Annotated in this window: 13 protein-coding genes; 12 read left to right on the plus strand and 1 reads right to left on the minus strand. The window is 42.2% G+C overall.

Annotated features, from left to right (window positions below):
- Nucleotides 1-70: 70 nt before the first annotated feature.
- The 7 genes from asd (at nucleotide 71) to AC3ISB_RS08555 (ending at nucleotide 8,996) form a co-directional block, all read left to right on the plus strand.
- On the plus strand, nucleotides 71-1,126 hold the full coding sequence (gene asd, locus AC3ISB_RS08525; RefSeq protein ID WP_098370982.1) for an aspartate-semialdehyde dehydrogenase: 1,056 nt from the start codon (nucleotides 71-73) through the stop codon (nucleotides 1,124-1,126).
- 105 nt (nucleotides 1,127-1,231) lie between these two features.
- Complete coding sequence (gene dapG / locus AC3ISB_RS08530; RefSeq protein ID WP_098370981.1) at nucleotides 1,232-2,458, plus strand: aspartate kinase; 1,227 nt, start codon at nucleotides 1,232-1,234, stop codon at nucleotides 2,456-2,458.
- A gap of 47 nt (nucleotides 2,459-2,505) precedes the next feature.
- Nucleotides 2,506-3,375 carry a 4-hydroxy-tetrahydrodipicolinate synthase gene (gene dapA, locus AC3ISB_RS08535; RefSeq protein ID WP_098370980.1) on the plus strand — a complete coding sequence of 290 codons (870 nt, stop codon included), beginning with the start codon at nucleotides 2,506-2,508 and terminating at the stop codon, nucleotides 3,373-3,375.
- A 282-nt stretch (nucleotides 3,376-3,657) separates the two neighbouring features.
- Entirely contained in the window at nucleotides 3,658-5,328 is a 1,671-nt protein-coding gene (locus AC3ISB_RS08540; RefSeq protein ID WP_480339101.1) for a ribonuclease J, read from the plus strand.
- A gap of 127 nt (nucleotides 5,329-5,455) precedes the next feature.
- A complete protein-coding gene (locus AC3ISB_RS08545; protein ID WP_228467355.1) occupies nucleotides 5,456-6,202 on the plus strand; it encodes a ClpP family protease in 747 nt (248 codons plus the stop codon).
- Nucleotides 6,199-6,426 (plus strand): YlzJ-like family protein, encoded by a 228-nt coding sequence (locus AC3ISB_RS08550; RefSeq protein WP_098370978.1) that lies wholly within the window; start codon nucleotides 6,199-6,201, stop codon nucleotides 6,424-6,426. Before AC3ISB_RS08545 ends, AC3ISB_RS08550 begins: the two co-directional genes overlap by 4 nt.
- Before the next feature lie 239 nt (nucleotides 6,427-6,665).
- A complete protein-coding gene (locus tag AC3ISB_RS08555; RefSeq protein WP_098370977.1) occupies nucleotides 6,666-8,996 on the plus strand; it encodes a DNA translocase FtsK in 2,331 nt (776 codons plus the stop codon).
- Between the two features lie 30 nt (nucleotides 8,997-9,026).
- Here AC3ISB_RS08555 and AC3ISB_RS08560 read toward each other — a convergent pair whose 3' ends face one another.
- Entirely contained in the window at nucleotides 9,027-9,326 is a 300-nt protein-coding gene (locus AC3ISB_RS08560) for a DUF6509 family protein (RefSeq protein ID WP_480339100.1), read from the minus strand.
- Between the two features lie 304 nt (nucleotides 9,327-9,630).
- Here AC3ISB_RS08560 and AC3ISB_RS08565 point away from each other — a divergent pair, with 304 nt between their 5' ends.
- The 5 genes from AC3ISB_RS08565 (at nucleotide 9,631) to AC3ISB_RS08585 (ending at nucleotide 15,342) form a co-directional block, all read left to right on the plus strand.
- A complete protein-coding gene (locus tag AC3ISB_RS08565; protein WP_098370975.1) occupies nucleotides 9,631-10,356 on the plus strand; it encodes a GntR family transcriptional regulator in 726 nt (241 codons plus the stop codon).
- 161 nt (nucleotides 10,357-10,517) lie between these two features.
- Entirely contained in the window at nucleotides 10,518-11,606 is a 1,089-nt protein-coding gene (locus tag AC3ISB_RS08570; protein ID WP_098370974.1) for a BMP family lipoprotein, read from the plus strand.
- 204 nt (nucleotides 11,607-11,810) lie between these two features.
- Nucleotides 11,811-13,346 carry an ABC transporter ATP-binding protein gene (locus tag AC3ISB_RS08575; protein WP_489276023.1) on the plus strand — a complete coding sequence of 512 codons (1,536 nt, stop codon included), beginning with the start codon at nucleotides 11,811-11,813 and terminating at the stop codon, nucleotides 13,344-13,346.
- Nucleotides 13,339-14,382, plus strand: coding sequence for an ABC transporter permease (locus tag AC3ISB_RS08580; protein WP_098370972.1), 1,044 nt, complete (start codon nucleotides 13,339-13,341; stop codon nucleotides 14,380-14,382). Before AC3ISB_RS08575 ends, AC3ISB_RS08580 begins: the two co-directional genes overlap by 8 nt.
- Nucleotides 14,383-15,342, plus strand: a complete 960-nt coding sequence (locus tag AC3ISB_RS08585; RefSeq protein WP_489276024.1) for an ABC transporter permease — start codon at nucleotides 14,383-14,385, stop codon at nucleotides 15,340-15,342.
- Nucleotides 15,343-15,359: the final 17 nt, after the last annotated feature.

A 15,359-nucleotide genomic window follows, 5' to 3' on the forward strand; every position in this document is an offset into this window, starting at 1 on the left:
GATATTCTGAACAAGAAGCAGTAAATCCAATAAATAACTAATTTAAGAGATAGAAAAGGAGTATGGATAAATGACTGAGACACAGGGATTGCGTATTGCAGTTGTGGGAGCAACTGGAGCAGTAGGACAACAAATGATTTCAACACTCGAACAAAGGGACTTACCGATTAAGAAAATCATCTTTTTATCATCGGCTCGTTCCGCTGGAATCAAACTTACATTTAAGGGCGAAGAAATCGAAGTGCAGGAAGCAAAACCTGAAAGCTTTGAAGGCATCGATATCGCTTTATTCAGTGCTGGAGGAAGCGTGTCTAAGGAATTGGCTCCAGAAGCAGTGAAACGCGGTGCGATAGTAGTGGATAATACGAGTGCATTCCGCATGGATGAAAATGTGCCGCTAGTCGTTCCTGAAGTAAATGAAGAAGACTTGAAACAGCATAATGGGATCATTGCAAACCCGAATTGTTCAACTATCCAAATGGTTGTGGCATTAGAACCTATCCGCAAGACATACGGCTTATCAAAAATTGTCGTTTCCACCTATCAGGCAGTCTCGGGTGCAGGTGCAGCAGCGATAAATGAATTAAAGGAACAGGCTCGCGACTTGCTTGATGAAAAAGAAATAGATCCGAAGATTTTACCGGTAAAAGGGGACGAAAAGCATTATCAAATCGCATTTAACGTCATTCCCCAAATCGATAAATTCCAAGATAACGGGTACACATTCGAAGAGATGAAAATGATTAATGAAACAAAGAAAATCATGCATATGCAAGACCTTCCAGTGGCTGCAACTTGCGTGAGGCTTCCTGTTGTAACAGGTCATTCGGAATCTGTATACATTGAAGTTGAAAAAGAAGGCATAGCGGCTTCTCAAATCAAAGATTTAATGAAAACGGCACCTGGAATAGTGTTAGAAGATGAACCTGAGCAACAAGTTTACCCTACGCCTGCTTCATCCGTCGGAAAGAATGATGTATTCGTCGGTCGGATTCGCAAAGATTTGGATGAAGATAAAGGCTTCCATTTATGGGTGGTTTCCGATAATCTATTAAAAGGAGCAGCTTGGAATTCCGTTCAAATTGCTGAGAGCCTTTTAAAATTAGGTTTGGTTACCGTTAAGTAATAATTTATTTTTAATGAACTAGATAGAAAATTAAATTCCAATAGGATAGAGAGTTTTTGTCAGCTTCCCGGATTGGGAAGCTGGCTTATATTTGGGGTGCATATTATGAAAATTATCGTCCAGAAGTACGGTGGTACATCCGTTCGCGATGAGGAAAGCCGTTCATTTGCCAAGGGGCATATTGAAAATGCGATTAAAGAAGGCTATAAAGTGGTGGTTGTGGTTTCAGCAATGGGAAGAAAAGGCGATCCTTATGCAACGGATACCTTACTTTCCCTAGTAAATGGAGCGAAGGCCAGCCTTTCAAAACGGGAACAGGATTTACTTATGTCAGTTGGAGAAACTATATCATCTGTCGTATTTACGAACATGCTCTTGGAACATGGTATTGATGCGGTCGCTTATACTGGAGCTCAGGCGGGATTCTTGACAAATACCGACTATTCAAGTGCGAAAATTACCGAAATGAAATGCGACCGTCTCATGAAAGAACTTGAGGTGAAGGATGTAATCGTTGTAGCAGGCTTCCAGGGAGCGGCTAAAAACGGGGACATCACGACCATCGGCCGTGGTGGAAGTGATACTTCAGCCGCTGCATTAGGTGCGGCATTGCAAGCTGAGCGGGTCGATATTTTTACGGATGTGGAAGGAATCATGACGGCAGATCCACGTATTGCCGATCAAGCTCGTCCATTATCAATCGTTTCATACACGGAAGTTTGCAATATGGCATATCAAGGGGCGAAGGTCATTCATCCGAGAGCTGTTGAAATTGCGATGCAGGCGAAAGTCCCGATTCGGATAAGGTCAACATACAGCGAAGGATTGGGGACCCTTGTTACAAGCATGAACAAGGGAAGCCAGGGCAGTGACATACGTGAAAGGCTCGTGACCGGGATTGCCCATGTACCAAAGATCACTCAAATCAAGGTCCGTGCGAAAAAAGATCAATATAATCTTCAGGCAGAAGTTTTCAAAGCAATGGCCAATGCCTCTATTTCAGTGGACTTTATAAATATATATCCAAGCGGCGTAGTGTATACCGTTTCGGAAGAGATGACAGAACTTGCCCTCTCGATTTTGGCCGAGCTTGGTCATGAACCGGTCATTGAAAGAAATTGTGCCAAGGTTTCTGTAGTCGGTGCAGGTATAAATGGAGTGCCAGGCGTTGCAGCGAAGATTGTCACAGCGCTTTCCGAAAAGGAAATTGCCATTCTCCAGTCAGCGGATAGCCATACGACAATTTGGGTACTCGTAAAAGAGGAAGATTTAATAGAAGCTGTTAATTCCCTGCACTATGCATTTCAATTGCATGAAAGGGAAGTCCAATGATCTGGTTTTTTAATGAATAAAGGTTTTAAAAATTAAAGAGGTGTTAGATGATGATATTTGGTAGAGTATCAACCGCAATGGTCACCCCTTTCGATGGCAAGGGAAATGTCGATTTTCAAAAGACGACTTCATTGGTTAATTACTTATTAACGAATGGAACCGATTCGCTTGTGCTTTCGGGAACGACAGGGGAATCCCCGACTTTATCTTCGGAGGAGAAAATTGCGTTATTGCGTCATGTTTCTAAGGTTGTTGAAAAACGTGTGCCCATCATCATGGGTACAGGAAGTAACAATACGTATGCTTCCATCGAGTTGACAAAAAAAGCGGAACAAAATGGCGCCGATGCGATAATGCTGGTGGCCCCGTATTATAGTAAAACGAATCAAGAAGGTCTGTACCAGCATTTTAAGGCTATTGCAGCTAGTACGACTCTCCCTGTTATGGTATATAATATTCCTGGGCGCGCTTCGATTAACATTGAACCGGAAACGATCATCCGCCTTTCAAAAATTCCTAATATCGTGGCCGTTAAGGAAGCGAGCGGGGATTTAAACGCTATGACCCAAATCATAGCCGGCACGGATGAAGATTTTGCGTTATATAGTGGGGACGACGCTTTAACACTTCCAGTATTGGCGATTGGTGGTGTGGGTGTAGTTTCGGTTGCTTCACATATTGCTGGTAATGAGTTGCAGAAAATAGTGGAGGCCTTCATCAGTGGGAATTTGAAAGAGGCAGCCAGGTTGCATCAGGAACTGTTACCGCTTATAAAAGGTTTGTTTGCAGCGCCAAGCCCTGCACCTGTCAAAACAGCGCTTCAGTTAAATGGAATTGACGTTGGCTCGGTGAGACTTCCAATCGTGCCATTGACTGAACAGGAGCGCCTTGCATTAACCAAGGTATTAAATAAATAAAAAGACACGGAACAAGCTGATCGTTGAAGATTGGCTTGTTTTTACATAATGATGTATATGAATGGGATATCCTTTCCGATTTCGGGATGAAAATATTTGAATGTTTTATTATCAATCGAAACTGGATAAAAGTACAAAGGATCTCTTACATAATAGGTTGTTTTCTTGAATTAAATGAAAAAGTCCCTCTGAAAATGGTAAGTGTTGTCATGTTTTTTAAACATCGGTTATAATGAATTCATTGGGAAATTATGAACGGGAATTTTTAAGGAGGATATTCGATTGGGTAAAGATAAAAATAATGGAATAAAAGTCATTTCTCTTGGAGGACAAGGGGAACTTGGTAAAAATATGTACGTCGTTGAGGTGAACGAGGACATCTATCTTCTTGATGCAGGGTTAATGCTGCCAGAAGACGAAATGCTCGGAATCGATGCGGTTATCCCTGATATTTCTTATTTGATGGATAATAAGGAACGGGTGCAGGGGATATTCATTACCCATGGTCATGAAGACCATATGGGAGCGCTTGCTTATGTCTTGAAATATTTACCGGCACCTGTTTATGGAACAAAGCTTACACTAGCTTTAATCAAAACGAAATTAAAGGAAGATGGCTTTAACGGCAGGGCAACATTCACTGAAATCGATTCTGATTCTCTTTTAAGTTTCCCTCAAGCAGCCGTGTCTTTTTTCCGGACAAACCATAGTATTCCCGATTCTGTCGGAGTCGTGATCCACACTCGTGAAGGTGCAATCGTTTATACAGGGGATTTCAAATTCGATCAAGCAGCAACAGATCTATATAAACCGGAAATCGGTAAAATGGCTAGTATCGGTGAAGAAGGTGTCCTATGCTTGCTTTCGGATAGTACCGGTGCCGAGAGGCCAGGTTATACGACATCAGAAGCAGTTGTGGCCAAAGATATTACAGAGGTTTTTCATGCAGCCTCCGGAAGGATCATCGTAGCGTGCTTCGCTTCGAACATCAACCGGATTCAACATGTTTTCAATGCAGCGGCAGCTAGTCGCAGAAAAGTGGCAGTTGTAGGAAAAAGCCTGCAACGCGTTTATGAAACAGCCTTGAACCTTGGTTACTTAAAGGTCGAAGAAGAGCTGATAATCCCGATTAATGAAATTAGCCAGTATGACGACCGTGAAATCGTCGTGTTATCGACAGGTCATCAGGGGGAGCCCATTGCGGCACTTCAAAAAATGGCAAAACAGACCCACAAGCAGGTAACGATCAAAAAGGGAGACACAGTTTTGATCAGTGCATCACCCCTACAGGGCGGCGAACTTATTTTATCCAAAACCGTCGATTTGCTTTACAGGGTAGGTGCTGAAGTGGTATCTGCAAATAAATATAAAGTGCACGTAACAGGGCATGGCAGCCAGGAAGAACTTAAAATGATGATCAATTTGATGAATCCTAAATTCTTGATCCCTGTACATGGGGAATACCGCCATTTATATGCCCATCAAAAAGTTGGGGTTGCTGCGGGAATTAAACGTGAAAACATCATAATTGCCGAAAAAGGTGATGTCATCGAACTAAAGGGCAATAAAATGGGTCTTTCCGGCAAAGTCTCTGCAGGAAATATCTTGATAGATGGCAGCGGTGTTGGAGATGTGGGTAATATCGTTCTTCGTGATCGGCGCTTGTTATCCCAGGATGGCATTTTGATTGTAGTGGTCACGTTGAACCGTCAGGATAAAAGCATTGCAGCAGGACCTGAAATCATTTCAAGGGGCTTCGTATATGTTCGCGAATCTGAGAAAATGATTGGGGAAGCAACTGAAATAGTAAGTGAAATCGTAAAGAAAAATGGGTCGCGCCAACCTTTTGATTGGTCCACGCTGAAGCAGGAAATGCGTGATGCGTTAAACCAATTCTTCTATGAAAAAACGAAACGCCGCCCAATGATTTTACCAATAATCATGGAATATTAAGTAAGGAACCCCTGGCTTAAACAGTCAGGGTTCTTTTTTCTGTGTCAAACCTCTTATATCTTGAAGAATGAAGTCCGAGACTCGAGACATAATAAAGCTATAGGCTTAAGAGAAAGGGGTTGGCATAGTGGATAATGCACCATTACCAAATGAAAATGAAGGCAAGCAGGAAGGTAAGAATTCAACTTTAATCGAAAAGATTCAGCAGCTGGGGGCTACTAATGTTCCGCAACTATCTCAGGACTCAAAAATCCATTGTTTAACGATCATTGGACAAATTGAAGGACATATGCAGCTGCCGCCTCAAAATAAAACGACCAAATATGAACATGTTATTCCGCAAATTGTGGCAATTGAACAAAATCCCAATATAGAGGGGCTGCTTGTCATTTTAAATACAGTCGGAGGAGATGTCGAAGCAGGACTAGCCATCGCAGAAATGCTGGCTTCCCTTTCAAAGCCATCCGTCTCGATTGTACTTGGGGGAGGTCACTCGATCGGTGTGCCGATTGCGGTTTCGTGTGACCATAGCTATATAGCAGAAACAGCAACGATGACGATTCATCCCATTCGTTTGACAGGGCTAGTCATTGGCGTGCCTCAAACCTTTGAATACTTAGATAAAATGCAGGAAAGAGTCATTAAATTTGTTACGCGGCACTCCAACGTTTCGGAAGAAAGTTTTAAGGATTTAATGTTTGCTAAAGGAAATTTAACCCGTGATATCGGCACGAATGTAATCGGGGCCGAGGCAGTTGAAATCGGTATGATCGATGATGTAGGAGGAGTAGGCCAGGCCATGAGAAAACTAAATAGCTTCATGGAAGAAAGAAGGCCAAAAATTGCCGGGGAAGAGGAGGGGCTTCTGCAATGACGCTTTACACGATCGTTCCTGAAGAAATAATTTTCCCTCATCACCATGAGAAGACGGCAAATTTAATAGAAATGATCTATAATGGTGTACATGTAATGGTTGAACATGACGGTGGCCGCACGTTTCGCATTGATCGAATTGTAAGCACGGATCCTGAAGATTATATGAATGTACACATTCAGCCGGGGGCTGTCATAAATGTGTTCGAACAGATGAATCATTAGTAAAAACGACTAACTGAGGTAAATTATGATATACTGGAATGAAAATCAGCAGCCGCTTGGCTGCTTTATTCATTATATGGGCAAAATGTTCGTCTTAATAATAAATGGTATATATAACAAGGACAGGTACATATATATTTGGTATAATCAGTGAGCGAACGTTTGTTTCGAGAAGGGAAATCATGTAGTGATGTTGAATAGGAAAGTTAGAATAGTTTCATGAAGAATCAGGTGATATTATGGCAAAGAAGAAACGCAGAAAAAAGAATAGTACAGAGAAGTTAAAACTAACGCTTAAATACGAATTGATCGGCCTCACTTTAATAGGTTTGGCCATCATTGCCATTGCCAAGCTTGGAGCAGTGGGAAACGGGACGGTCTTTTTAATCCGCTTTTTCATGGGGGAATGGTATATCCTCTTATTGTTGGGAGCAATTGCAGCTGGCTTCTATTTGATGATAAAGAGGGAGGTCCCTTACCTGTTAAAACGGCAATTCGTCGGGATGTATTTTCTTGTCGCGAGCATGCTCCTGCTAAGCCATGTGACACTGTTTAACATGCTTGCAGATGGAGGACCGTTTACGAAGCCAAGCGTCATTTCGAATACATGGGAACTATTCTGGATGGAAGTGACCGGCAAGGCCAGCACAAAGGACCTTGGGGGCGGTATGATTGGAGCGATATTATTTGCAGCCTCATACTTTTTATTCGACGAAGCTGGATCGAAAATCGTTTCATTCCTTTTTATCATTGTAGGTGCCGTCCTATTGACCGGGAAAACGTTAGGTGAAACCCTCGGGAAGTTTTTCAAGGGTCTTGGCGGCTTTTTCAAAAAGCAATGGTCCGCATTCATAGATGATATGAAAACGTGGAATGACGACAAAAAAGAAAAGAAAAAGAATCCCGTGAAAAAGAAGAAACGGGAAAAAGATCCGGTGGAGGAAACGGATCAGCCCCTTCATCAAGAAGAGGAAACACAGCAAATGGCTACCGAACGGATCATTTCCAGCTTTGCTGATAAAGCCTATAGCGACGAAAACGAAATAATTCCCGTAGTTACGGAACCTGCAGCTGAAAGTGCAGAGGAACAGGATGACGCCGTTCCGCCTATGAATTTTACGGAAGTGGAAAATAAAGAATATCTTTTACCCCCTCTTTCTTTGTTATTGCAGCCCAAAAAAACGGACCAAAGCGGAGAGTACCAATTGATCCATGAAAATGCGGCAAAACTTGAGCGCACCTTTCATAGCTTTGGAGTGAAAGCGAGGGTCACTCAAGTTCATTTAGGCCCAGCCGTAACCAAATATGAAGTCCATCCGGATGTAGGGGTGAAGGTCAGTAAAATTGTCAGCCTATCCGATGACTTGGCCCTTGCACTTGCCGCAAAGGATATTAGGATCGAAGCCCCGATTCCCGGAAAATCGGCTATCGGAATAGAAGTGCCTAACTCCGAAGTGGCAATGGTGTCATTAAGGGAAGTTTTAGAGGCCAAAGAAGTTGACAAGCCTGACGCAAAACTGCAAATAGGCTTAGGGCGGAATATTTCTGGTGAAGCGGTTAAGGCGGAGCTTAATAAAATGCCGCATTTACTAGTGGCTGGTGCTACCGGCAGCGGGAAATCCGTTTGTATCAACGGGATTATCACGAGTATTCTGATGCGGGCAAAACCGCATGAAGTGAAAATGATGATGATCGATCCAAAAATGGTGGAGTTGAATGTCTATAATGGAATTCCCCACTTACTCGCACCTGTAGTGACGAATCCAAAGAAAGCTGCACAGGCTTTGCAAAAAGTGGTCAGTGAAATGGAAAGGCGCTACGAGCTATTTTCTCATTCCGGTACCCGTAATATTGAAGGCTACAATGATTATATTAATCGGTATAACATAGAAGAAGATGCCAAACAACCGCTCTTGCCTTATATCGTAGTCATTGTCGATGAGCTGGCAGATTTGATGATGGTCGCCTCAAATGATGTAGAGGATGCCATCACACGGCTTGCACAAATGGCACGTGCCGCGGGCATCCACTTGATAATTGCCACTCAGCGGCCATCCGTAGATGTAATTACAGGGGTTATTAAAGCGAACATCCCATCTCGGATTGCTTTTAGTGTCTCATCAATGACCGATTCAAGAACGATCCTCGACATGGGCGGAGCCGAAAAACTGTTAGGACGGGGTGACATGCTCTTCCTGCCTGCAGGAGCTTCAAAACCGGTTCGCGTTCAAGGGGCCTTTTTATCCGACAATGAAGTCGAGGAAGTTGTCACATATGTCATTTCACAGCAAAAAGCACAATATAACGAAGAGATGATACCGGATGAAATTGCAGAAACTTCAAATGGTGAAGTCGAAGATAGTTTATACGGGGATGCGGTGTCCTTGATCGTAGAAATGCAGACTGCATCTGTTTCCATGCTGCAGCGCCGTTTCCGGATTGGCTATACCCGGGCAGCAAGATTGATTGATGAAATGGAAGCGAGGGGAATTGTCGGTCCATATGAAGGCAGTAAACCACGAAATGTATTGGTTACTAAAGATGAACAGGATGAAGCGCATTCATCATAGTTGAAAAAAACCGGGCTGCAGCCCGGTTTTTTAATTATTCATCGCCTCGTCTAAATGTTTAAGGCAGAAGTCGGTAATCAGCGCTTCTTCATCTTCTTCTAAATCGAATTCGAGTGCGCCTTCGTTCCCTTTTTCAAAAATATCATATTTAATCAATTTGCCTATTTGTTCTTCCAATGCAAAAAGCACCCGGATATATAAACCATTTTCTGAAAAGAGCTCATCCTCTTCAGGCACTTCAATATCCAAGAACAACTCGTAACGTTCCCCGGACAAAATACCAAATGGATCATTCAATTTTTCAATCGTGTATTCTGTAATCTTTAACATCTTGTGTACATCCCTTCAAAGAAGATAAATCCTATTATACAGGAAAACATCATCTTGAACAGAGCTGCAATCATTTTGCATTTTCAAAATAAATTTATCTGATTTAGGAGAATAATCGTACAAATTCCTCGGCTGTATCTAGATTGAAAGACACATGGAAGGGTAATTTCTCCTAAATTCTTTTAAAGTAAATAGTAAAACACTATTTATTTATATCAAAAAAAATGTTATATTATTTTCGATTAGTAGGAATGATTCAACATCAGAGGTCTGATGTCTTAAGAAATTAGCTGGGGGAAACTGTATGTCAATAAAATCAGATAGTCGACATTTATATTTGCAGGTCATTGATTACCTGAAGCAGGATATTGAAGCAGGAGTCTATCAGGAAAATGAAAAATTCCCTTCAGAATTCGATCTTGCAAAAAAATTGGGAGTGAGTAGGGCGACACTTCGAGAAGCGCTGCGAATTTTAGAAGAAGAAAACATCATCATTCGCCGCCATGGAGTTGGGACTTTCGTCAATCCAAAACCTCGGTTCACTTCAGGTATCGAGCAATTAAAAAGTGTCACGAACATGATTGAAGAGGCAGGAATGAAGCCGGGTACGATTTTCTTAAGCTCGACGGCCCAAGAACCTACAGAAGAGGATATACGCAGGTTTTCTTGTTCAACAGATGAACGCATCGTCATCATCGAGCGAGTAAGGACAGCGAATGGGGAGCCAGTTGTCTACTGTATTGACAAAATTCCTGAATCTATACTATCAGAAAATTTTGACCGTAATGATGAGTCTCTTTTTGATATTTTGGAAAGAGATGCGCATCGGAAAATTACGCATGCCGTAGCGGAGATTGAGCCTATTGGATATCATGAGAAAGTTTCTCCTATCCTTAATTGCTCTCCAGAAGCCGCACTACTCGTTCTAAAGCAGATGCATCTGGATGATTGGGACCAGCCTATTCTGTATTCTGTTAACTACTTTAAAGCCAATATGTTCAGCTTTCATGTTCTTCGTAAACGTGTGTAGGCTTTGACTCTGCATACGGGTGAATGCAAGCGTTTGTTTTGATTCCGTAAAAGTCAAATCAAACGTATGCAAAAAAAATTAACGAGAAGTGAAAACGCAAACATAAATGACTTTTCAGAACATTCCTGCTCAAAAAACTATGTAAATTAGGGGGATAAAAATTGAAAAAGCGCAAATTAGGTCTAGCTCTTTCACTTGTTCTTGCAGCCGGTACGCTACTAGGGGCATGTGGTAATTCAGAGAATGATGATAAAGAATCTTCAAATGGGAAAAACAAAGATAATTTCACGGTTGCGATGGTAACTGATACTGGCGGCGTGGATGACGAGTCGTTCAACCAATCCGCTTGGAAAGGCATTCAGGAATTCGGTAAGGATAATGGTCTGGAAAAAGGTAAAGATGGCTATAACTACCTGCAATCTAAATCTGATGCCGATTACGCTAAAAACCTGAATACGCTTGTACGTGAAGATTACCAACTAATCTATGGTATCGGTTTTCTTTTAGCCGAAGCTGTTGGTGAAGTGGCTGACCAACGTCCGGATTCAAACTTTGCTATCGTGGATACTGTTGTTGATAAAAAGAACGTAGCCAGCATTAATTTTAAAGAGCAGCAAGGTTCATTCCTTGTAGGTGTAATTGCCGGATTGCAAACGAAAACAAACAAGGTCGGTTTTATCGGCGGAGTTGAATCTGAATTAATCAAGAAATTCGAAGTTGGCTTTAAGGCTGGGGTTTTATCTGTAAATCCGGATGCAAAAGTTGAAGTTAAATATGCCGGAGATTTCAATAAAGCTGATATCGGTAAATCCACTGCAGGTTCCATGTATTCTTCTGGTATCGATATCATTTATCATGCTGCTGGCGGAACTGGAAAAGGTGTATTCACTGAAGCTGTAGAGCAAAAGCAAAAAGATCCAAAGAGAGAAATCTATGTAATCGGTGTAGATAGCGACCAAGCTAAATTAGGGGCAGTTCCGGGTACTGACGACAATATCACACTGACTTCCATGCTTAAACGTGTTGACGTAGCAGTTAAAGACCTTTCCGAGAAAGCGAAAGAAGGGAAATTCCCAGGCGGAAAAGTAATTGAGTACGGTATCGAAGAAAATGGTGTAGGCATTTCCGATACAAAAGATAACGTAACAGAAGAATCTTTAAAAGCGGTCGATGAGTGGACAGAAAAAATTAAATCAGGTGAATTCGTAGTTCCGGGTACGGATGAAGAATTCGAAAAACTTGGTTTATAAGCTGTAATGCCAGAAGGAATAGGGAGCAGAATTGCCCTCTATTCTTTCTTTTCCTAAAAAATGCGCTTGGCACTGTAAAATATCGAATGAAAAACTATGATAGATTCGTAGTTTTTCATTTGGTTTTTTTCAAAAAAATCAATAAGGTAAGATATCAATTTATTAATTAAGAATATTTACACTCATTCTAGGAGTTGATAATACGTGGAATATGTAATTGAGATGCTCAATATCCGTAAGGAATTCCCAGGCATCGTCGCAAATGATAACGTTACCCTTCAGGTTAAAAAAGGGGAGATTCACGCATTATTAGGTGAGAATGGCGCGGGAAAATCCACATTGATGAATGTTTTATTCGGCTTATACCAGCCAGAGCAGGGAGAAATTCGTGTGAATGGTGAGCCAGTCAAGATTACCAGTCCAAACATTGCCAATGATTTAGGGATTGGAATGGTCCATCAGCATTTTATGCTCGTTGACCCTTTTACTGTAACAGAAAATATCATATTAGGAAAAGAACCATCAAAGGCTGGTAAGATCGATTTAAAAGAAGCGAGTGAGGAAGTTAGGAAACTATCAGAACAATATCAGCTTCGTGTCGACCCAAATGCAAAGATAGCCGATATTTCAATAGGGATGCAGCAACGTGTTGAAATCCTAAAGACACTCTACCGTGGTGCGGAGATATTAATTTTTGATGAACCAACCGCTGTTCTGACTCCTCAAGAAATCAAGGAACTGATTTTTATAATGAAAGCTCTTATCAAAGAGGGGAAATCTATCATTTTAATTACACACAAACTTAAAGAGATTATGGAGGTTTGTGACCGGGTAACGGTTATACGCAAAGGGCAAGGAATCGGAACAGTGAATGTCAGCGAAACGAACCCTAACGAATTGGCCAGCTTAATGGTCGGTAGGGAAGTTTTATTTAAGACGGAAAAAACGGCAGCTGCTCCTTCTGATGTCGTTCTCGAGGTTTGGGAACTGGAAGTCAAGGATCCCCGTGGCGTTTCAGCTGTTCGGAACTTGGATTTAACTGTCCGTGCAGGAGAAATTGTCGGAATCGCTGGAGTGGATGGAAATGGTCAATCCGAATTAATTGAAGCATTGGCTGGTCTAAGGAAGACAACAGTAGGTTCCATAAAGTTAAATGGAAAAGAAATCAGTAATCTGAAGCCGCGTAAAATCACGGAAGCGGGCGTTGGTCATATTCCAGAAGACAGGCATAAGCATGGTTTGGTTCTTGATTACAGCATTGGGGAAAATATTGTCTTGCAAACCTACTATCAACAGCCTTTCTCAAAAGCTGGTATCTTGAACTCAAAGAAAATATTTGAAAAAGCCCGTTCATTGATCAAAAGTTACGATGTTCGTACTCCGAGTGAATATACCCCGGCAAGGGCGCTTTCTGGCGGCAATCAGCAAAAGGCAATCATCGGTCGTGAAGTTGATAGGAACCCGGATTTATTGATTGCGGCACAACCTACACGCGGGCTTGATGTGGGTGCGATTGAGTTTATCCATAAACGCCTGATTGAACAGCGGGATGCAGGAAAAGCGGTACTCCTCATATCATTTGAATTGGAAGAAATCATGAATGTGAGCGATAAAATTGCTGTTATATACGAAGGGGAAATCGTCGCAATTGTCGATCCGAAAGAAACGACTGAACAGGAGCTTGGCCTTCTTATGGCCGGCAGTAAACGGACGGAAGCAGGTGGAAAACAACATGTCTAAGTATTTATCTAAATTAACGAGTCCGTTAATAGCAGTTATCCTCGGCTTGGTCGTTGGGGCCATAATCATGTTGGTAAGCGGCTATGACCCAGTTGCCGGCTATGGCTCCATGGTTAATGGAATTATTGGGGATTCTTATTATGTAGGGGAATCCGTCAGGACAATCATCCCTTATATCCTTGCTGGTTTGGCAGTGGCTTTTGCTTTTCGTACGGGCCTATTCAATATCGGTGTGGAAGGGCAATTAATAGTTGGCTGGCTGGCGGCGGTTTGGGTCGGAATCGCTTTTGAGCTTCCAAGGATCATCCATTTGCCGTTGGCGATCTTAGCTGGTGCAGCTGCGGGCGCCTTGTGGGCATTCATCCCTGGATATTTAAAAGCGAAGTTCCGTGTACATGAAGTAATCGTTTCTATCATGTTGAATTATACAGCTTTATATGTAACGAATTATTTAATTCGGAATGTACTGACTGACAAGCTGGATAAAACAGAAAGAATTGCAGATACAGCATCACTGCGTTCTCCTTTTTTTGAAAGCATTACGGATTTTTCCCGGATGCATTGGGGAATAGTCGTAGCAATTATATGCGTAATCATCATGTGGTTCATTCTTGAAAGAACAAAAACGGGCTTTGAACTGAAAGCGGTAGGTTTCAATCAGCACGCGTCCGAATATGCAGGGATGAGTGTAAATAAGAACATCATCCTTTCCATGGTTATTTCAGGTGCTTTTGCAGGGCTTGCGGGTGCGATGGAAGGTCTTGGAACTTTCGGTTATGCAGCGGTCAAAGGCGGGTTCACAGGTATGGGCTTTGACGGGATTGCAGTAGCCTTACTAGGGGCGAATACAGCTATTGGGGTTGTTCTGGCCGCCTTATTATTTGGGGGACTGAAAGCAGGTGCCTTAAATATGCCGCTAGAAACCGGCATACCAAGTGAAATTGTAGATATTGTCATAGCATTGATTATTTTCTTTGTCGCATCCAGTTATTTTATTCGTTGGATTGCCGCTCGATTTAAGAAAGGGGTGAAATAAGTGGATTTTTACCAAGTACTGCAAATAATTATTCCATCCATGATTGCTCTAGCTGCTCCACTTATTTTTACTTCACTCGGAGGGGTGTTTTCTGAACGGGCAGGTGTCATAAACATCGGTTTAGAAGGATTGATGGTCATTGGTGCCTTTACAGGGATCGTTTTTAACTTAATGTTTGCTGATGTCTTTGGCGAATGGACTCCGTGGCTTGCCGTCTTAGCGGCAATGATTGCCGGATTACTGTTTTCCATTCTACACGCTGTGGCATGCATTACGTTCAGGGCAGACCAAACGGTTAGTGGGGTCGCCATCAACTTGTTGGCAGTAGGTCTGACCATGTTTTTGGTGAAGCTGATTTTTGACAAAGGTCAAACTGATAGGATCACAGAAACATTCCCAAGGATTGATGTTCCTTTACTAAGTGATATTCCATTTATAGGACCTATCTTTTTCGCAAATGGGTATTATATCGTCTATATAGCGATCCTAATATCGTTTGTAGTTTGGTATATACTTTATAAAACGCCATTTGGATTAAGGATCCGTGCAGTGGGGGAGCATCCGATGGCTGCTGACACGATGGGTGTCAATGTTACGAAAATCCGTTATGCCGCCGTTTTATTATCAGGTGCTTTTGGCGGTATCGGCGGAGCGATTTATGCTACCATCTTTTCGAATGAATTCAATCATGCGACAATCAATGGTCAAGGGTTCATGGCCATTGCCGCTATGATTTTTGGTAAATGGCACCCAATCGGGGCAATGGGTGCAGCACTATTCTTTGGTTTGGCTCAAAGTTTAAGCATCGTTGGCTCGAGCCTTCCTTTCTTCAAGGATATTCCATCTGTTTACCTCTTGATCGCTCCTTATGTTCTGACGATCATTGCACTAACTGGTTTCATTGGACGTGCAGATGCTCCAAAAGCATCTGGACAGCCTTACATCAAAGGGAAAAGATAAGTAATTTGACCGGTCAG

The sequence above is a fragment of the Peribacillus sp. GL_122 genome (genome assembly GCF_057835005.1).